The sequence below is a fragment of the Yersinia sp. KBS0713 genome (assembly GCF_005937895.2).
GTDB lineage: Bacteria > Pseudomonadota > Gammaproteobacteria > Enterobacterales > Enterobacteriaceae > Yersinia > Yersinia bercovieri.
Map to the genome: position 1 here is coordinate 845,894 of NZ_CP042173.1, position 17,828 is coordinate 863,721.

A 17,828-nucleotide genomic window follows, 5' to 3' on the forward strand; every position below is an offset into this window, starting at 1 on the left:
AAAGAAAACCATGAAAGACCTTACCCTGCGTTATTACGACGCCGAAATGCGCTATCTGCGCGATGCAGCTAAAGAGTTTGCCCAAACTCACCCTGACCGGGCAGCGATGTTAGATCTGGATAAACCCGGTACGCCTGACCCTTACGTGGAACGTCTGTTTGAAGGTTTTGCCTTTTCCATGGGGCGGCTGCGCGAAAAAATTGATGACGACCTGCCGGAGTTCACCGAGGGGCTGGTCAGCATGTTGTGGCCGCACTATCTGCGTACCATTCCCTCACTCTCCATTGTTTCGCTGACCCCCAATGTCCCAGCGATGAAAGTGGCCGAAACCGTGCCCGCAGGTATGGAAGTCTATTCCCGCCCCATCGGGCCGAAAAACACCGTCTGCCAGTACCGAACCACTCGCGATATGGTACTCAACCCACTCGCTGTCTCAACCGTGGTGATGGCAACTGAACCAGACGGCCGCTCGGTGCTGCGCCTGCGACTGGCCTGCAGCCCACAAGCCGACTGGTCGCAAGTGGATTTACGTCGTCTCTGTTTTTATCTGGCGGGGGATGCGCCAGTCAGCAGTGCGTTACATCTGGCCCTGACCCGGCGTCAGGCCGCGCTCTATTTGCGTCTACCCAATCAGGCTGAGCGGATAAAACTGGACGGCTGGTTTTCACCTGGCGGCTTTGCAGACCAAGATCTGCTGTGGCCCAAAGGCGAAAGCGCCTTCAGCGGCTATCAGCTATTGCTGGAATATTTCACCTTCCGCGAAAAGTTTATGTTCGTGCATCTGAATGGGCTGGAAACCGTGACGCTGCCAGCGGGGATGGCCTGGTTTGATATTGAGGTGGTGTTTGACTGCCAGTGGCAAAGTGACCTGCCGGTCAGGGATGACGCGCTGCATCTGCATTGTGTGCCCGTGGTTAACCTGTTCTCGCTGGAAGCTGACCCGCTGACCATCAATGGGTTGGAAAGTGAATATATGCTGCGTCCGCGCCGTTTGCAGGATGGGCACACTGAAATCTACTCCGTGGACGCGGTGACCGGCTCACAGCGGACATCCGATGCCACCTATGTTCCCTTTACCAGTTTTCGCCATCGCGGCGGGATGCAGAGACGCCATGCGCCAGAGCGCTACTTCCATACCCGCGTAAAACGGGGTGTGACCGGGCTGCACGATACCTGGCTGATCCTCGGGGGTCAGCAGTGGGAAGCGGATCGACTGTTCACTCGTGAGGCGGTGTCGCTGAAAATTACCGGCACCAATGGCCAGCTACCGCGCAAAGCATTACAGAGCACGCTGTTGGACCGCTGCGAAGCAGTGTTACAGACGCCACTGAAAGTGCGCAATCTCTGCAAGCCGACGCTGCCGTCTTATCCCCCGGCGGAAGATCACTTCCAGTGGCGGGTATTGAGCCATCTGGGTTCAAGCTACCTCAACCTGATGAGCAGCGCACAAGTGCTGCGTGGGACGCTGGAACTCTACAACTGGCAGGGGGATGAACTGAATAACCGACGTCTTGACGCCATTCAGCAGGTGCAGCACCACCAGATTCAGCGTTTTGAACAGGGCTTTCTGCTGCGGGGCATCGACATTGAAGTGACACTGGATGGCAACGGTTTTACCGGTGAAGGCGATATTCATCTGTTCGGGGAAATGCTCAACCGCTTCTTTGCCCTTTACGCTGACATCCATCTGTTCAATCAGCTCACCCTTATCGTCCAGCCTGCCGGGAAATGTATCCGATGGAAAGAGAATCACAATCAGCGTCTGCCCGGCTAATCGAACAACTGTGGGATAAACTGCCATATACCCAGTTTTATCGCTTCTGTCAGTTACTGGAGCAAAGCCAGCCGGATGCCCCGCCATTGGGTAGTCACTGGCAGGTCAGGCACGATCCGGTGCGTTTTCGCCCCCATCCCGGCATGGGGTTTCCGGCCAGTGAATTTAAACGGGTGGAAATACCCGAGCATCCACACCTGCCGCCGACCATCCGCACCACCTTTCTGGGGCTGTATGGCGTGGAGTCACCGCTGCCCACCGCCTATATTGATGATATTACCCAGCGCCGCGAAGGGCATGAGGCAGTCAGCGACTTTCTCGATATCTTCAATCACCGATTGATCACGCAGTACTACCGCGTCTGGCGGAAGTACTCTTATCCGGCCAGCTTTTCGCCCGGCGGCACCGATAAAACCTCTCGGTATCTGCTGAGCCTCTGTGGTCTGGGCATTGAGGGATGCGCCCAAAATATCGCTACGCCGGTATCCCGCTTTCTGGCGCTGACCAGCATGATGCGGCTGCCGACGCGCACCAGTGAAGGCATTATGGCGCTGGTTCAGTTGCTGGCACCGGAAACCGAGGCCCGCGTGAGTGCCCATGACCGCTGCCGTATCCCGTTGCACAACCCACTGACCATGAGTGCACGCCACCCGGTCAGTATGAGCAACAGCCCGGTGATGGGCAGTCACGCGGCGGATGTTAACAGTCAGGTATTGCTGAGATTGAAGACGGATAATCCCGATGAAGCCCGAGAGTGGTTGCCCGGCGGGCAGTTACACACGGATTTGATGGCGTTGTTGCATGTGTATCTGGGGTCGCGGCTGCATGTGCGTTTACAACTGACGGTGTTACGCGCGCTACTGCCTGACGCACAGCTCTCCTGCCAGCCGAAAAGCACCGGTATTCTGTTAGGCAGAACCGCCGTAATGCGGACACAGCGCGTCGCGTCAAACACACCCACCGACACTGAAATGATCACAATTAATCTGGGCCGCTATCAGCGCGTTCAGGAAAATTTTCACCGAAGGGACACCGATGAATATGGCGATTACCGCTGGTAAAACACGTTTTGCATTACTGATGCTGGTCATGATATCCACCCTGAGCGGATGTGGGCTGACCCAGAAAGTGAGTGACGGCACCGTCGCGGTGACAAAATCCATTTTTTATAAGCAGGTGAAAATACTGCATCTGGATATACAGGCGCGGGATGCGGTAAACAATAATGCGGCCGGGGCCCCACTGGCCACGGTGGTGCGCATCTATCAGCTACAAGACCGTAAAACGTTTGATGGCACCGATTATCCCTCATTATTTGCCGAGGACAGCCAGGCCATCAAAGCTGATCTGCTGGCTGAAAAAGATATCCGTATTCGCCCGGGTGCTGCGGTGTCCATCGATATGCCGCTGAACGAAAAAGCGCAATATGTGGCAGTCGCGGGTATGTTTCTGGCACCTGATATCGCTAACAACACCTGGCGGGTGGTGTTGAACCGTGACGACCTCGACCCCGATAAGGCCCGTCAGATTGAACTGAATAATCATGGCATGACGCTGTTACCCCTGAAGGATAAGTAAGATGTCCCAGCCTTCTCTCTATGAAATGCTGTTCGGCAACGTCGCGGGTGAGCTTGACCTTCATCAGGTGAGCGAGGAAAATCAGGTCATTCTCTCGGTGCTGGATAATATGCAGCGCATTCTTAACTGCCGCGCCGGTACACTCAGCCATCTGCCAGATTACGGCCTGCCGGACATGAGCAAAATCCTGCAAGGGATGCCCGGCACCGCCCATTCACTGCTGACCACGCTCTCAGCCACGTTGCTAAAATATGAGCCACGGTTGAAAAGTCTCAATGTGGTGCTGCTACCGCAATCCACCCCGGGGCATTTGGAATATGGCATTGACGCCGAGCTAAAAGAGTTGGGGCTGGTGCACTTTGGCACCGCGTTTATGCCGGAAGGCCGGGTGCTGATACGTCATCTTAAACAACAACATTATCTCAATCCGGGTGAGTCATCTTAACGCCTATTCAGGGAAGACAAACACATGATATCGAATACTGAGCGGACGGTTAAAACCGGCGGCGACCCGCGCCATTTTGCTGAATTTAGTGCCTTACGTGACGAAATCGGCAAATTACATCATCCTGCTCGCCCGGATGTTGATTGGGCGCGGGTCGAGCAGCTTTGTTTAGCGCTGTTTCGCCAGAACGGGGTTGAGTTGCAGACCACGGTAGATTTTACCCTGGCGCGGACTCACATCGCAGGACTGGCTGGGTTGTGTGAGGGGCTGGAGTTGCTGGCGGGCTTGCTGTCTCATCAATGGAGCGCATTGTGGCCACCGCAAACTCATGCCCGAGTGGCGTTACTGGCCTGGTTGAGTGACAGATTACAGCAAGTCTGGCGCACCATGACACTGTGCTATGGCGACCTGGCGCTGGTGTATAGGGCTGAACGTGCGCTGGAGCAGCTATGTACTCAACTGCAAACTTTAGAACTCAAGCATCTGAGTAAATTGGATGGTGTTCGCCTGATGTTACATAACGCCGCACTGCGTCTGGAAAGTGCCGAGGCGAGTTCTGATACGCCAGTCCGGTTGAGGGTTCCGGCACGGCACCTCGGTATCACTGAATCACCAGTGCAACCCACATTTTCGTCTGCTGCAGTCAGTGAGCCACTGGTCTATATTGTTAACGAACCGGCGCCGCCGAGTGTTCAGGTGGCATTGTCCGCTCCGCCGCCGCGTTGGAAAGCGGGTCACGGTTTTGTTGCCGGGTTATCACTGATGGCGGTGTTAATGGTGGGCAGTTTTGTTATCTGGCAGTCATTGTCATCCCCTCAGCTGGAAGAGGTATTGTTAGCTCGCGCTGCGACTTTACCTGTGCCGTTAACAACTAAGTCAATGGATGAACTGAAGAATCAGGCCTCAGATATCGAGTGGGCGCGTCTGGCAGAACCGGTGTTGCAAGCCAGTGCGGCGCAGTTGGATCAACTGGCACAGTTACCGCCGTTATGGGCGCAACAGCAGGGTGATGCACTGTTAGCGCAGGCGCAACAGCTGTGGCCCGCTAATCCAGAGGTCAAACGGTTGAGTACGGTGTGGCAACAGCAACGAGAGAGTGGGGCTGCCCCATTGGTGGAGCTGAAACATTACGCGCTGGCGCAAGACCGCTTGCGGCAGTTGGCTGAGCGCTTGAACAGTCTGGATGAGAAAAAACGGGGATATATGACGGTCTCTGAACTGAAATCTGCCGTCTACGCTATCCAGCAGCCGCTGGCAAAAACCTTACCGCTGGAAGAGTTGCTGCGGCAGTATCAGGAGCAGTTAGCGTCAGGGCAAACCCCGCCTTCGGCACTGCGCCAACAGATAGACAACCGATTTACCCAACTGCTGAACCGGTACGCGCTGCTGGCCTCATCCTCTAACGCTCAGTAAACCTTTATGGTGCCCGGACTCGGACAACCCGCGAAGCGGTGTTGAACGTCGCTTGCGACGGCCCCGAAGGGGTGAGTCCTGCTGGCAGGGCGAATAATCGAACGGCGTTCGATGGAGAGTCAAACGTCAGAAAGCAAAAAACCAGCTATTAAGCTGGTTTTTTTAAATATGGTGCCCGGACTCGGAATCGAACCAAGGACACGGGGATTTTCAATCCCCTGCTCTACCGACTGAGCTATCCGGGCAACGGGGCGCATTAAACCGTATTGGTGCCAAATCGTCAATGAGTTTCTGATATAAAGGCGGTTAGTTGCTCTATTTTCATGCAAAATAGTTAGAAAGGAATAAAATTACCCGTTTTTACTATCACAGCTAGATATTTTATCTAATTGATTTATCGATTTTTTATTTTTTAGCTCATTAAATAACAATAGCTTAGATATTCACTAAATGTGCATTTTTATTGGTTGCTAAGGGTTGCCCCCATGGATGAAACATGCAACTATTGCGCAAAATTTAGCATTAGTATTCATGCTTATAGTCCATATCATTTTGAGAGTTCAAACAAGAGGCGGTCATGGCACTATTACACTCCCCAATGCATATTGAACGCCTTATGTGTCCTTTTTTCTCTTATATCCCTGCAAAGTCCCTTACTCCTTTTATGCGGTAAGGCTATCTGTGGCCCACTGTTAGGCATTATTAAAAATAGAGTAAATGCTCTGATTTTACTGATGTTTATTGGTTGGTGCTGAAACCAGCTCACCTATTACTCAGACTTACCTTTCCGCCGATGAAAGGCGTAGGTGTACAACATCAATTTACCGGCATTGCATTAGCGCTCAATACTATGCGATGTCATCTATATGCCTGAGTGGCAGCCTCATACCTGACCGTTTGAGAGTAAGTGATATGACACTATTAAAAATAGCAACAAGTGCCCGTCTGGCTTCTTATATAGAAACTCAGCGCGGTGTTGTGTACCTCAATCATACTGATTTTACTGATGTTGCCGCCGTGGTGATGTCGGTTGAAGATGCGAATGCCGGTATATTGTCAACACTGCATGACCTTGGTTTTGCTATTCCAACTTTTATTGCTGTGATGTCAGAGCAGAGGGTTTCTGCGGACTATTTGCCGTTAATTCAAGGGATCATCACGTTGGGTGAGGCAAATAAAGGGTTTTACAATGCTCAGGTGGAAGCTGCCGCCAGCGAATATCAAAGAAATCTATTACCACCTTTTTTCTCAACGTTAAAAAAATATGTCGAGATGAAAAACTCAACCTTTGCTTGTCCAGGGCATCAGGGGGGCGAGTTTTTCCGTAAGCATCCTGCCGGGCGTCAGTTTTTTGAGTTTTATGGCGAGACAATATTCCGTTCAGATATGTGCAATGCTGATGTCAAATTGGGCGATTTGCTTATCCATGAAGGTGCGGCAAAAGATGCGCAAAAATATGCGGCGAAGGTATTTAATGCAGATAAAACCTATTTTGTGCTGAATGGCACGTCGGCTGCGAATAAGGTGGTCACTAACGCCTTATTGACCCGTGGTGATTTGATATTGTTCGATCGCAATAACCATAAATCTAATCATCATGGCGCACTGATTCAGGCTGGAGCGACACCAGTCTATTTAGAAACGGCTCGTAACCCATTCGGATTTATTGGTGGTATTGATGCCCACTGTTTCGATGAAAATTATTTACGCCAGCAGTTGCGTGAGGTCGCGCCTGAACGTGCGGAAGAGACACGGCCATTTAGATTGGCGATCATTCAGTTGGGCACTTATGATGGCACTGTCTATAATGCACGCCAGGTTATTGATAGTATTGGTCATTTATGTGATTACATTTTGTTTGATTCCGCGTGGGTTGGTTATGAGCAATTTATTCCGATGATGAAGGATTTCTCGCCGTTGTTGCTGGAACTAAATGAAAACGACCCTGGGATTATTGTGACTCAATCGGTGCACAAGCAGCAGGCTGGTTTTTCTCAGACCTCGCAAGTGCATAAAAAAGATAACCATATCAAAGGGCAAAAACGGCACTGCAATCATAAACGTTTTAATAATGCATTTATGTTGCATGCTTCGACCAGCCCATTCTATCCATTATTCGCTGCACTGGATGTTAATGCCAAAATACACTCTGGTGATAGCGGCCGCCGTATGTGGATGGATTGCGTGAAACTAGGTATCGAAACCCGTAAATCATTATTAGCGCGTTGTTCAATGCTGCGGCCTTTTATTCCTCCGATTGTCGGTGGTAAACAATGGCAAGATTACGATACTAATATCATCGCCAATGACGCGCGTTTCTTTAATTTTGTGCCCAATGAGGCTTGGCATGGATTTGAAGGATATAACCAAGATCAGTACTTGGTTGATCCTTGCAAATTGTTGCTGACGACGCCCGGCATTGATGCCAGCACTGGCCAATATACTGAGTTTGGTGTTCCGGCAGCAATATTAGCGACCTTTTTACGTGAAAATGGCATTGTGCCGGAAAAGTGCGATCTTAATTCGATCTTATTCCTGCTCACGCCAGCAGAAAATCCAGCAAAAATGGCACATCTGGTTGATATGTTGGTACAGTTTGAGCGCTACGTTGAGCAAGATGCACTACTTTGTGATGTGTTGCCGACGATATATCGTAAGAATGAAGTGCGCTATCGCGGCTACTCTTTACGCCAGTTATGCCAAGAGATGCATGACTTATATGTCAGTTTTGATGTTAAGCAGCTGCAAAAAGAGATGTTCCGCAAAGCGGGTTTTCCGCAGGTTGTCATGAACCCGCAAGATGCCAATATCCAGTTTATCCGCGATAATATCGAGCTGATTCCAATTGCTGAAGCAGAAGGACGTATTGCTGCTGAAGGTGCGTTGCCGTATCCGCCGGGTGTATTGTGTGTGGTGCCGGGCGAAGTATGGGGAGGGGCAGTGCAGCGCTATTTCCTGGCGCTGGAAGAGGGCATTAATTTACTACCGGGCTTTTCTCCAGAATTACAGGGCGTTTATATCGAAAAAGGTGATGTGGAGTGGCGGCGTATCTTTGGTTACGTTATTACTCAGTAATTGCAGTAAGCAATAAATAGACAGCCGATGAGTGTATTGGCTGTCCCGCCCACTATTTTTCGCTATCGGGTTAATCAGTAACCGAAATATCGGGCTAATAAAACGGCTCCGGAAATCAGCAATAAGATGTTTATTATTCGGATAAGTTGCTCGCGGCTGATCCCTAAACTGATTTTATTGGCGATAAGTAGCCCAACCAACATGCCTGGTGCGAGCAGTAACACCATCCATAAAATGGATAAATCCATATAAACCCCGGCCAGAGTAAATAAAATGACTCGGGTTAGGGTGCTTAGACCAATGAGTGTCGTCTGAGTAATCCGTAAATTATCTTTGTTGGCTATTCGGCCTGATAAATAAATGGCATAGATAAACCCTCCACTACCAAATAGTGCACTAAAAATCCCCCCAATCAAGCCGAAAGGAATCGCTGCGATAGAGTTGAATTGCCCTTGTGGCTTGCGTCGGCTGAGTGAGTAGATTGCATATAAAATGACAAATAGACCCAGAGCCAATAATAAAATATCGGGTCGAGTACGCAGCAATATGGTTGCACCAATCAGGCTGCCAATAATCATTAATGGCACCAGCCGTTTAAGCTCAGCAAGATCAGCGTGTCGACTATGGCGTGCGACATTGGTCATTGCTGCGAACATATCGACGATTGCCAATAGCGGTACAATCTTAGCGACAGGAATAAACAGTGCTAATACTGGGCTAGCAATTAACGCGGAACCAAATCCTGTGATGCCAAAAATAGTGTAGGCAACAACCATCGTGGAGAAAATTGCTACCATTTCGAAAACAGTAAGTCCAAAATCCATGTGCGCAGCCTGCGAGTGTGGGTAATAGAGTGATGATCGATACTATAAGCATTTTATTAAGAATGGTTGTTATTCAAATGTGCAATATTTTTCTGTGACCACAATTTTCCATAAAAAATGGCACGGTGAGTTGTGCCATTTGAGTTTTATTTATCAAGTCTCACTAAAACTAATAGCGGCGGTAGCTCTTCTGCGCGCTGTTCACTTTCACCAGATAACGGCGGGATTCACCGGATGGGTGCTTAGTGGTTAGCGTTTGGAATACATCACCCGGTGCCATATTGTTGATAATATTCACCGCTTGATTTTTATCGCTGTGGAATACTCGTAATACGCTGCCTGCACCACCATTATAAGAGGTAATAACGGCATAACGGCGTGAGGTTATATTTTGAATACCACCTAAATAGGTATTTTGCAAAATTGACAAATATGCTGTGCCTGCATCGATATTATTTGCTGGATCAAATAGATAACTGCGACTTGGCTGACCACCTTTGCCTTTCAATTTGAATACATCTCGCCCGGCAGTATGCTGAACGACTTGCATCAGGCCTAGCGCATCAGAGCCGCTGACAGCATAGGGGTTGAAGCTAGACTCTGTCTGCATGATTGCCAGAATCAGTGACTCTTCGACACCATATCGCTCAGCTGATTGCCGAACTAGTGGCAGATATTTATGAGCACGTTTATCCAGATGGTTTGGCACTAATTGCAAGGTTACCGACCAGATAACATGCAGACCAGAGGTGCGTTTTTGCATTCTGGTTTGCAGTAAATAATCAGCAAAATGGGCCGCCCGCCACTCCCAGCGAATCGGCTCGCCATTATTATCGAGCACCTGCCCATAGAGGAATGGCTCTTTACTGATCTGAATATCGTTAGCGTCAGAATAGAGATCAATCGAGCCTGGGTCATCGCCCATTAATAATGTCGTGATTATCGCCTGACGTAAGTGAGCCGCCGGATCGGTCGTGGCAATAGTTTCAACTGTAATAGTACCGGCATCGAAATTGATATGGCTGCGGGTTTTATACTGATCCGTATACTTAACGTAATCTTTCGGACCCGCGATTAAGACTTCTTTTAATCCCCAAATATTTTCAATGTCGTGGGCAAATTGGCCCATTAAAATCTCAAAACCGTTGGTGTCTTTGACAAAGGCTTCGCTATCTGCCTGATTTTTATTACCCGAGCAAGACACTAACAATGGTGCAATTACCAACAAAGCTAAAATTTTCTTCATCTTACAAGCCATATCTTGATGAGGAGTGGAGCCTACAAAGGCCCCACGTGGTTATTTACTCGGCGGAGTATAACCTTCAATATGAACGTCCTGTCCCTCGAACAAGAAGTTGACCATCTCTTGTTCCAGCAGTTTGCGGTCTGCCACATTCATCATGCTGAGTTTTTTCTCATTAATTAGCATGGTTTGTTTGGCTATCCATTGTGACCAGGCTTCTTTTGAGATTTCGTTATAAATACGTTTGCCTATTTCACCCGGATACAGCTGAAAATCCTGCCCCTCAGCATCCTTCTTTAAAAACGTGCAAAAAATCGTTCTGCTCATGCTAAATCCTCTTCTATGACTATCGTCAAATAAAGCAGTTTGGGTCGATGGTTGTGCTGCCCGTTATTGTTTTGCCAACTCTGTTTTTGCCAACATATGCAATAAACGCTCAACTGGGGCGGCCACTCCTACCGAAGGTGGCTGTGTTAAGTTATACCAGAGACCAGCACCATCATCCATGCATCCACGGGCTGATTCCACATTCAGCCACATCGGAACAATATCCAGATGGAAGTGGCTGAAGGTATGACGGAATGCGGTCAATTGCTGCAAACCACTAGCCGAAATACCTCGTTGCTGTAACCAGCGCTCAAGTTCTTCTTGCTCCGCAAATTGCGGGAAACAAAATAGCCCGCCCCACAGGCCCACTGGTGGGCGCTGTTCAAGCCACGCTTGGGTGCCATTTTGCATCAACAGAAAATAGGCGGTTTTTTCCGGTATTGTTTGTTTGGGTTTTTTACCAGGGTAGCGTGCCCAACTGTGGTTAGCATAAGCCATGCAGCCGATATTTAATGGGCAGAGTTCGCATTTGGGCTTAGAGCGGGTACAAACTATGGCACCTAAATCCATCATTGCCTGATTAAACTGGCCTACACCTTTAGCGGGGGTTACCTCTTCACTGATTTGCCACAACCGGCCTTCGACCTCCTTTTTACCGGGCCATCCCTCAACCGCATAACAACGTGCCAGCACTCGCTTAACGTTACCATCTAAAATTGGAAAATGCTGCCCTAAAGCGAGCGACAATATGGCACCGGCCGTTGAACGACCAATCCCCGGCAGTGCAAGGATCTCGTCAAAAGTAGTGGGAAACTCGCCCTGATGGCGTTCCACCACGGTTTGGGCTGCTTTATGTAGATTTCTGGCTCGGGCGTAGTAGCCCAGTCCAGTCCATAAATGCAGAACTTCATCCAGCGGCGCTGCTGCCAGAGCACGGATATCAGGGAAGCGCAGCATAAAGCGTTGGAAATAGGGGATCACCGTCGCAACCTGAGTCTGTTGCAACATAACTTCAGACAACCACACTTGATAAGGTGTTTTATCCAACTGCCACGGCAGTGTCTTGCGGCCAAAACGTTGGTACCAATCAAGTACCGCGTGCGCGAATTGTTGCGCTTGCATCATAAGCAGGTATCGATATCCGGCAGATAAATAAATAGGGCTGGATTGCAGCATAGAGTTCCAGCGCTGTAAACCCCCTTCGTACTTGAAACTACAGCGGTGTTAGCTGCACTCACTCACCCGAATCACTGACTTGAGTCAGCTCATCGGGATTCATTCATTGGCTGCCTTGCTGTAGCTCCAATTACTTTGGGGGATACCTTTGGACTTGAAACTACAGCGGTGTTAGCTGCACTCACTCACCCGAATCACTGACTTGAGTCAGCTCATCGGGATTCATTCATTGGCTGCCTTGCTGTAGCTCCAATTACTTTGGGGGATACCTTCGTACTTGAAACTACAGCGGTGTTAGCTGCACTCACTCACCCGAATCACTGACTTGAGTCAGCTCATCGGGATTCATTCATTGGCTGCCTTGCTGTAGCTCCAATTACTTTGGGGGATACCTTCGTACTTGAAACCACAGCGGTGTTAGCTGCACTCAATTTCCTGAATCACTGACGTGATTGAGCATATATACGTTATTTACTGCTTAATTTTGTACTTATGACGTCCATAGTTGATAAACTGGCGTATCTTTGCATAATGCGCATTCATATACGCAATTAACAGACAGAAAGCACCATGATAAATGACGTCATATCCCCGGAATTTGATGAAAACGGCCGCGCTATGCGCCGTATTCGTAGTTTTGTCCGCCGTCAGGGCCGCCTGACCAAGGGTCAACAACTGGCGCTGGATAGCTACTGGCCGGTGATGGGCGTGGAATATCAGGCAACGCCGGTTGATTTAAGCGCACTATTTGGCCGCGAAGCGCCAGTGGTCTTGGAGATCGGTTTCGGTATGGGCACTTCTCTGGTGACCATGGCGGCCAGTAATCCACAGCAGAACTTTCTGGGAATAGAAGTTCACTCTCCGGGGGTTGGTGCATGTCTTGGTTCAGCGCACGAAGCTGGCCTGAGTAACCTGCGGATCATGTGTCATGACGCCGTTGAAGTGCTGGAAAACATGATTCCGGATGCTTCATTGGATATGGTTCAGCTGTTTTTCCCCGACCCATGGCACAAAGCGCGCCATAATAAGCGCCGCATCGTCCAGACACCTTTTGTTGAACTGGTGAGAAGTAAATTAAAAGTGGGTGGCGTGTTCCATATGGCCACCGACTGGCAACATTATGCGGAACATATGCTGGAAGTGATGTCAGGTGTGAACGAATTCCACAACCTTTCAGAACAAAATGATTATGTACCTCGTCCGGACTCACGTCCGCTGACAAAATTTGAATTACGTGGCCAGCGTCTGGGACATGGCGTTTGGGATCTGATGTTTGAGAGGAAAGAATAATGGCTAATAATCGTAGTCGTCGCTTACGTAAGAAAATGCATATCGCTGAGTTTCAGGAATTAGGTTTCTCGGTAAAGTGGACCTTCCCTGAAGGTACAGGTGTTGATGTCATTGATGAAACTGTCGATGCTTTTATCGATGAAGTCATTGAAGCAAACGGCCTGGCATTTGATGGCAGTGGCTATTTACAGTGGGAAGGTCTGATTTGCTTGCAAGAGATCGGTCACTGCACTGATGAGCATCGTGCATTGGTTACTAAATGGCTGGAAGCTCGCAAGCTGAAAAATGTAGAAACCAGTGAGCTGTTTGACATCTGGTGGGATTAATCTTTCGTTTTAACGGCAGATAATGAATAAGGGCGCCTAAGCAGGCGCCTTTATACTGTTTCATGATGTTGAAATTAAAGGATTAATTTCTATCAGTGTCCACGCATTGACCACATCGACAAAAAAGGCCCGCGATTGCGGGCCTTAATTTATGCGTAACGGAACAATTAGTTAGATTTTGGTCGTGTAAACAAAACCAACATCCCGATAATGATATCGCCGATAACCCAAATGGTGCCGATCATCATCATGCCGATACCTGTACCGATAGCCGCCCCTGCACGTTCTGCATCAGAGCCAGCATTTTGCATAACTTCGCCAGTAGAACCGACGCCCGCAACTAACCAATAAATCATAAGCAGATTAAATAAGATAAAACTCCACTTAATGACTTTACCAAAAAATGTACGCTTTGGTTTTCTTAGCTGATGGCCGCAAGACGGGCATTTAAACGCAGTATCACTAACATTATTGGTGCATGAAGAACATTGAACTAATGCCATTTACTTATTCCCTTTTATGTAATTACTTCTAGCCCAGTGGTTTAATACTTCAGCAATTGTAATGAGTAATAAGTCATCAATCCAATAAAAAGCCCGCACGCGGCAGGCTGATTGAAAACTGTTGAGTATCAAAAACCTAAATCAAACTGATCATCACCCAGATGCCCTGGCAGAAACAGATCGCGGGGTAGGGTGGCGGTGTTATTACGGTTGGGGTGGGACAGGATTTTATCGACTGATTGCAGCGTGGTGAATGTGCAACTGCAAAGCAGGTTTTGGCATTGGTGGTAATTCTCTTTGGTATTGACGGTTATCATTCTGCTGGTACGGGTGCGGGTGACGGCACCACATTGTGGGCATGACATCATGATAATAACTCCAACCTTCTCTTGCTTGGCTAAAGTATAACCTATTCATTCTCCGAATTCTTTTACTCTGTTTCTTCTCCCGCCATATCCCAGTTGGATATTTTCACTTCAAAATTTAGCGCAGTCGTAAAGCCATTATCGCCGATGGTGTGGGTGACTTGGGTAATGATCCAATCGGCCTGATCAATCTCCGGCTTAAAGCCTTGCATGACAGCGGGCAGTTCTGGAAATAGGTCAGCGCGGCCGCGTGCCAGTGTCATAGTAAATTCAGCCGCACCCCGTTGCAGTTTCGACCAGCGGGCGGCAGCGGCGCGACGGGCGGCCCGTTCTGTCTTGAATGTTTCGCGCATCACAAAAACATTTCCCTCGACACCCTCCAGATAATTTCCCTCCTTGCTGGTCGATGCCGGGATTTTGACTTTCGGGGGTGTTTTGCTTTTCCGCTTGCGGCGAACGCTGGTTTTTTGTGGCTTGCCGTAATTGAGATCCAGCCAGTAGGCGGTAACGCCGGTATAGGCGTCACGGTCAGCCACCCGAAAACTGTGTTTGTCACCACTGGCGCGGGTGATGGTAATAGCCGGTAACAGCTTGCCGCTTTGGGATACCGCGCGCCCTGGGTGCATGAATAACAGCATGCCGTTTTTGATGGTGGTAATTGCGCCGAGCTTTTCCGCCATGCGGGTTAAAAAACTGATATCTGACTCGCTGGTCTGGTCGGCGTGATCAATCTCTATCTTGCCTAAATCCTCACTAACGCCCGCTTTCAGGTCATAGCGCGAGGCAATACTGGCAACCACTTTCCCGACGGTAATATCGTGCCAACTGTACTCCCGTTTCACATTGAAGGTATCGCGAAAATCAGCACTGCGGGCGGTGACAATCAGCTGATCCGGCGGGCCAGTATGGCTGATTTCATCCACGGTAAAGCGGCCCTTACTGATCAGCGGTTCACCTTTCCAGCCCAGCGCAATATCAATCTGTGCCCCACGTTTAGGCAAGGCGACTTTCTGGTCAGCGTCATCAATGACCAATTCCAGCATATCAGCTTCAAAACCACGGTTATCGGTCAGCGTTAAACTGATCAGCCGGTCGTTAACCGTGGTCTGAGTTTTGCCGCCTATTTTGATATCAAAGGCGGGGCGTGGGGTGAGGTCGTCCGGGAGTAGTTGCATGGGGTAATTTTGCGGGGAAATGACGCGCAGACAAACCCCTGTTTGCTGTGTCAGGCCTGATACAACAGGCAGGCGGTGATTTACGCGCGAGGTTGGTTAATGATTTCGGCAAGGATTAATCCTTTTCGGAGCGTACCCCAATGGCAACAAATTATCACCACGGTGTGAGCGGTGAGGAAACCACTGACACCTCGACCATCATTAACGATATCGACTCCGCCGTGATTGGTGTGATCTGTACGGCTGACGATGCTGACGCCGCCACCTTTCCGCTGAATACGCCGGTATTGCTGACGCGGGTTAAGAACGTGCTCGGCAAAGCAGGGAAAACCGGCACATTACGGCAAACCCTGAAGGCTATTTCTGACCAGGCCAGCCCGCAAACGGTGGTTATTCGCGTGGCGGAAGGCGGCACAGAAGAGGGTGAAAAAAGCACTGAAGCCAATGTGATTGGTGGCGTGGATGAGAACGGACTTTATACCGGCCTTTATGCCTTGCTGGTCGCTGAAATGCGTGTCGGCGTGAAGCCACGCATCATTGGCGCACCGGGGCTGGATACCTTGGCAGTGGCCAATCAAATTGCCATTTTTGCCCGAGAACTGAAGGCGTTTGCTTATATCAGTGCCAACGGCTGCAAAACCATTGCCGAGGCCAAACTTTACCGCAAGAACTTTATTCAGCGCGAAGTGATGGTGATTTACCCCGACTGGCTGGCCTATGACAGCGAAGCTGAAAGCAACGTTGTGGTGCCCGCACCGGCTTATGCGTTGGGATTGCGCGCCAAGATTGACGCGGATATTGGCTGGCATAAAACCCTGTCCAACGTGCCGGTTGATGGTGTGCTGGGGACATCGGTTGATATCTATTTTTCCTTGCAAGGCAAAGACACCGACGCCGACGAGCTGAACAGCAACCACATTACCACGCTGATCAAGCAAAAAGGTTTTCGCTTCTGGGGTTCCCGCACCTGCGAGGAAGAGGTGTTTATTTTCGAGAGCTACACCCGCACCGCCCAAATCCTGCTAGATACCATTGCGGAAGCCCATTTCTACTATATCGACAAACCGCTAACGCCGTCACTGGCGAAAGATGTTATCGACGGTATCAACCGCAAATTGTCGGCCTATGTTACCGCCGGTCGCCTGTTGGGTGCACGGTGCTGGTATGACACCGACGCCAACAGCACCGACACGCTGAAGCTGGGCAAGTTGACCATTCGTTACAACTACACCCCGGTGCCGCCGCTGGAGAATCTGGGGTTGATTCAGGAATTCACCGACGAATATTTCGCGAGCTTTGCGAATGCCGTCAATAGCTAAGGGTTATTACTATGGCATTGCCAAGAAAACTTAAGTATTTCAACGTCTATGTCAATGGCGAGAGCTATCTGGGGCAAGCCTCAGAGCTGACACCGCCAAAGCTGACTATCAAGACGGAAGATTATCAGGGTGCCGGTATGCCCGGTTCGGTGGCGGTGGATCTCGGCTTTGAGGCGGGGGCGCTGGATATGGAATTAACCCTCGGCGGGCTGGCCCCTGAATTGCTGAAACTGTGGGGTACGCCTACCGCTGACGGGGTGCAGTTCCGTTTTGCTGGCTCCTATCAGGCGGAGGATACCGGTGAGGCGATCCCGCTGGAAATCCAAACGCGCGGCCGTTACACCGAGCACGATCCCGGCAGCGCGAAACAGGGTGATGATACCAGCCATAAATACACACTGAAAAATACCTACTGCAAAATCACGGCCAACAACGAGGAACTGGTCGAGTTGGATGTCCTGAACATGATCTACCGGGTGAACGGTGTGGATATGCTGGAAAAACACCGCGCTAATATTGGCCTTTAATCTGGGAATTTATTTATGTTGAATACCATTGTTTTACAAACACCGATCAAGCGCGGGAAGACAATCATCAAAGAAGTTTCTTTGACAGGCGCGCTGAAACAGGCCGGTTCTTTACGTGGCCTGAAGATGTACGACATCATTACCACCGATGTTAACGCCCTGATTAAGCTGTTGCCGCGCGTCACTTCTCCGGCGCTGACCGAGATTGAACTGATCACCATGGACACTTGGGACTTTTCCCAATTGGCACAAGAGGTTGTCACTTTTTTACAACCTGCTTCGGAGGCGGAACCGACGACAACGGAAGCCCTGCCTGCGAATTTGGATTTAGCCAAATAGAAGAGGTGATCGCTGATATCGCGGTTGTTTTTCACTGGTCATTGCCCGATCTCTGGGTAATGACTGTGCCCGACCTTTTAGACTGGCGTGAACGTGCAGTAGCACGCTGGGGAACCACGGAAGAATAAG

19 protein-coding genes and 1 tRNA gene are annotated in these 17,828 nt (G+C 49.7%); 12 read left to right on the forward strand and 8 right to left on the reverse strand.

Annotated features, from left to right (window positions below; genetic code table 11):
- Window positions 1–10: 10 nt before the first annotated feature.
- The 5 genes from tssF to FFE93_RS03865 are packed head-to-tail and all read left to right on the forward strand — an operon-like array spanning window position 11 to window position 5,210.
- On the forward strand, window positions 11–1,774 hold the full coding sequence (gene tssF / locus FFE93_RS03845) for a type VI secretion system baseplate subunit TssF (RefSeq protein WP_138774800.1): 1,764 nt from the start codon (window positions 11–13) through the stop codon (window positions 1,772–1,774).
- On the forward strand, window positions 1,729–2,835 hold the full coding sequence (gene tssG, locus FFE93_RS03850) for a type VI secretion system baseplate subunit TssG (RefSeq protein ID WP_186367692.1): 1,107 nt from the start codon (window positions 1,729–1,731) through the stop codon (window positions 2,833–2,835). The genes tssF and tssG overlap by 46 nt, the downstream gene beginning before the upstream one ends.
- Entirely contained in the window at window positions 2,816–3,352 is a 537-nt protein-coding gene (tssJ, locus tag FFE93_RS03855) for a type VI secretion system lipoprotein TssJ (RefSeq protein WP_276528254.1), read from the forward strand. The genes tssG and tssJ overlap by 20 nt, the downstream gene beginning before the upstream one ends.
- A 1-nt stretch (window position 3,353) precedes the next feature.
- On the forward strand, window positions 3,354–3,797 hold the full coding sequence (gene tssE / locus FFE93_RS03860) for a type VI secretion system baseplate subunit TssE (protein WP_138774801.1): 444 nt from the start codon (window positions 3,354–3,356) through the stop codon (window positions 3,795–3,797).
- 24 nt (window positions 3,798–3,821) lie between these two features.
- A complete protein-coding gene (locus FFE93_RS03865) occupies window positions 3,822–5,210 on the forward strand; it encodes a VasL domain-containing protein (RefSeq protein ID WP_138774802.1) in 1,389 nt (462 codons plus the stop codon).
- 169 nt (window positions 5,211–5,379) lie between these two features.
- Here the strand turns inward: FFE93_RS03865 and FFE93_RS03870 are convergent.
- Window positions 5,380–5,455, reverse strand: a tRNA-Phe gene (locus FFE93_RS03870).
- Between the two features lie 667 nt (window positions 5,456–6,122).
- Between FFE93_RS03870 and speF the strand changes: the two genes are divergently transcribed.
- Entirely contained in the window at window positions 6,123–8,285 is a 2,163-nt protein-coding gene (gene speF, locus FFE93_RS03880; protein WP_138774803.1) for an ornithine decarboxylase SpeF, read from the forward strand.
- A 74-nt stretch (window positions 8,286–8,359) separates the two neighbouring features.
- Here speF and FFE93_RS03885 read toward each other — a convergent pair whose 3' ends face one another.
- The 4 genes from FFE93_RS03885 to mutY form a co-directional block, all read right to left on the reverse strand.
- Complete coding sequence (locus FFE93_RS03885; protein ID WP_138774804.1) at window positions 8,360–9,109, reverse strand: sulfite exporter TauE/SafE family protein; 750 nt, start codon at window positions 9,107–9,109, stop codon at window positions 8,360–8,362.
- Between the two features lie 169 nt (window positions 9,110–9,278).
- Window positions 9,279–10,355 (reverse strand): membrane-bound lytic murein transglycosylase MltC, encoded by a 1,077-nt coding sequence (mltC, locus tag FFE93_RS03890; protein ID WP_005279448.1) that lies wholly within the window; start codon window positions 10,353–10,355, stop codon window positions 9,279–9,281.
- A gap of 51 nt (window positions 10,356–10,406) precedes the next feature.
- Window positions 10,407–10,679: an oxidative damage protection protein gene (locus tag FFE93_RS03895; protein WP_004876892.1), complete on the reverse strand. Its 273-nt coding sequence runs from the start codon at window positions 10,677–10,679 to the stop codon at window positions 10,407–10,409.
- Window positions 10,680–10,742: 63 nt separating this feature from the next.
- Window positions 10,743–11,855, reverse strand: coding sequence for an A/G-specific adenine glycosylase (gene mutY / locus FFE93_RS03900; protein WP_005279451.1), 1,113 nt, complete (start codon window positions 11,853–11,855; stop codon window positions 10,743–10,745).
- Window positions 11,856–12,425: 570 nt separating this feature from the next.
- Between mutY and trmB the strand changes: the two genes are divergently transcribed.
- Together trmB and FFE93_RS03910 are read left to right on the forward strand one after the other, a co-directional pair.
- Complete coding sequence (trmB, locus tag FFE93_RS03905) at window positions 12,426–13,145, forward strand: tRNA (guanosine(46)-N7)-methyltransferase TrmB (RefSeq protein ID WP_032899056.1); 720 nt, start codon at window positions 12,426–12,428, stop codon at window positions 13,143–13,145.
- Window positions 13,145–13,471 carry a YggL family protein gene (locus FFE93_RS03910; protein ID WP_032815284.1) on the forward strand — a complete coding sequence of 109 codons (327 nt, stop codon included), beginning with the start codon at window positions 13,145–13,147 and terminating at the stop codon, window positions 13,469–13,471. The genes trmB and FFE93_RS03910 overlap by 1 nt, the downstream gene beginning before the upstream one ends.
- A 167-nt stretch (window positions 13,472–13,638) precedes the next feature.
- On the opposite strand, the gene FFE93_RS03915 is transcribed toward FFE93_RS03910, so the two are convergent.
- The 3 genes from FFE93_RS03915 to FFE93_RS03925 all read right to left on the reverse strand — a co-directional run bounded on the left by FFE93_RS03915 (window position 13,639) and on the right by FFE93_RS03925 (window position 15,514).
- Window positions 13,639–13,974 carry a hypothetical protein gene (locus FFE93_RS03915; protein WP_138774805.1) on the reverse strand — a complete coding sequence of 112 codons (336 nt, stop codon included), beginning with the start codon at window positions 13,972–13,974 and terminating at the stop codon, window positions 13,639–13,641.
- Window positions 13,975–14,102: 128 nt separating this feature from the next.
- Window positions 14,103–14,342 carry an ogr/Delta-like zinc finger family protein gene (locus FFE93_RS03920; RefSeq protein ID WP_138774806.1) on the reverse strand — a complete coding sequence of 80 codons (240 nt, stop codon included), beginning with the start codon at window positions 14,340–14,342 and terminating at the stop codon, window positions 14,103–14,105.
- 62 nt (window positions 14,343–14,404) lie between these two features.
- Window positions 14,405–15,514: a phage late control D family protein gene (locus FFE93_RS03925; protein WP_138774807.1), complete on the reverse strand. Its 1,110-nt coding sequence runs from the start codon at window positions 15,512–15,514 to the stop codon at window positions 14,405–14,407.
- A 140-nt stretch (window positions 15,515–15,654) separates the two neighbouring features.
- On the opposite strand from FFE93_RS03925, the gene FFE93_RS03930 reads away from it, so the two are divergent.
- The 4 genes from FFE93_RS03930 to FFE93_RS21670 are packed head-to-tail and all read left to right on the forward strand — an operon-like array spanning window position 15,655 to window position 17,827.
- Window positions 15,655–16,833 (forward strand): phage tail sheath protein, encoded by a 1,179-nt coding sequence (locus FFE93_RS03930; protein ID WP_138774808.1) that lies wholly within the window; start codon window positions 15,655–15,657, stop codon window positions 16,831–16,833.
- Window positions 16,834–16,844: 11 nt separating this feature from the next.
- A complete protein-coding gene (locus FFE93_RS03935) occupies window positions 16,845–17,360 on the forward strand; it encodes a phage major tail tube protein (protein ID WP_049601750.1) in 516 nt (171 codons plus the stop codon).
- Between the two features lie 15 nt (window positions 17,361–17,375).
- Window positions 17,376–17,699 carry a phage tail assembly protein gene (locus FFE93_RS03940; protein ID WP_186367693.1) on the forward strand — a complete coding sequence of 108 codons (324 nt, stop codon included), beginning with the start codon at window positions 17,376–17,378 and terminating at the stop codon, window positions 17,697–17,699.
- A 59-nt stretch (window positions 17,700–17,758) separates the two neighbouring features.
- Window positions 17,759–17,827: a GpE family phage tail protein gene (locus FFE93_RS21670; protein ID WP_249192948.1), complete on the forward strand. Its 69-nt coding sequence runs from the start codon at window positions 17,759–17,761 to the stop codon at window positions 17,825–17,827.
- Window position 17,828: the final 1 nt, after the last annotated feature.

What these genes read in the sequence shown, in the direction of transcription:
- tssF (WP_138774800.1), top strand. Translation starts at nt 11, where the DNA reads ATGAAAGACCTTACCCTGCGTTATTACGACGCCGAAATGCGCTATCTG.
- tssG (WP_186367692.1), top strand. Translation starts at nt 1,729, where the DNA reads ATGTATCCGATGGAAAGAGAATCACAATCAGCGTCTGCCCGGCTAATC.
- tssJ (WP_276528254.1), top strand. Translation starts at nt 2,816, where the DNA reads ATGGCGATTACCGCTGGTAAAACACGTTTTGCATTACTGATGCTGGTC.
- tssE (WP_138774801.1), top strand. Translation starts at nt 3,354, where the DNA reads ATGTCCCAGCCTTCTCTCTATGAAATGCTGTTCGGCAACGTCGCGGGT.
- FFE93_RS03865 (WP_138774802.1), top strand. Translation starts at nt 3,822, where the DNA reads ATGATATCGAATACTGAGCGGACGGTTAAAACCGGCGGCGACCCGCGC.
- speF (WP_138774803.1), top strand. Translation starts at nt 6,123, where the DNA reads ATGACACTATTAAAAATAGCAACAAGTGCCCGTCTGGCTTCTTATATA.
- FFE93_RS03885 (WP_138774804.1), bottom strand. Translation starts at nt 9,109, where the DNA reads ATGGATTTTGGACTTACTGTTTTCGAAATGGTAGCAATTTTCTCCACG.
- mltC (WP_005279448.1), bottom strand. Translation starts at nt 10,355, where the DNA reads ATGAAGAAAATTTTAGCTTTGTTGGTAATTGCACCATTGTTAGTGTCT.
- FFE93_RS03895 (WP_004876892.1), bottom strand. Translation starts at nt 10,679, where the DNA reads ATGAGCAGAACGATTTTTTGCACGTTTTTAAAGAAGGATGCTGAGGGG.
- mutY (WP_005279451.1), bottom strand. Translation starts at nt 11,855, where the DNA reads ATGCTGCAATCCAGCCCTATTTATTTATCTGCCGGATATCGATACCTG.
- trmB (WP_032899056.1), top strand. Translation starts at nt 12,426, where the DNA reads ATGATAAATGACGTCATATCCCCGGAATTTGATGAAAACGGCCGCGCT.
- FFE93_RS03910 (WP_032815284.1), top strand. Translation starts at nt 13,145, where the DNA reads ATGGCTAATAATCGTAGTCGTCGCTTACGTAAGAAAATGCATATCGCT.
- FFE93_RS03915 (WP_138774805.1), bottom strand. Translation starts at nt 13,974, where the DNA reads ATGGCATTAGTTCAATGTTCTTCATGCACCAATAATGTTAGTGATACT.
- FFE93_RS03920 (WP_138774806.1), bottom strand. Translation starts at nt 14,342, where the DNA reads ATGATGTCATGCCCACAATGTGGTGCCGTCACCCGCACCCGTACCAGC.
- FFE93_RS03925 (WP_138774807.1), bottom strand. Translation starts at nt 15,514, where the DNA reads ATGCAACTACTCCCGGACGACCTCACCCCACGCCCCGCCTTTGATATC.
- FFE93_RS03930 (WP_138774808.1), top strand. Translation starts at nt 15,655, where the DNA reads ATGGCAACAAATTATCACCACGGTGTGAGCGGTGAGGAAACCACTGAC.
- FFE93_RS03935 (WP_049601750.1), top strand. Translation starts at nt 16,845, where the DNA reads ATGGCATTGCCAAGAAAACTTAAGTATTTCAACGTCTATGTCAATGGC.
- FFE93_RS03940 (WP_186367693.1), top strand. Translation starts at nt 17,376, where the DNA reads ATGTTGAATACCATTGTTTTACAAACACCGATCAAGCGCGGGAAGACA.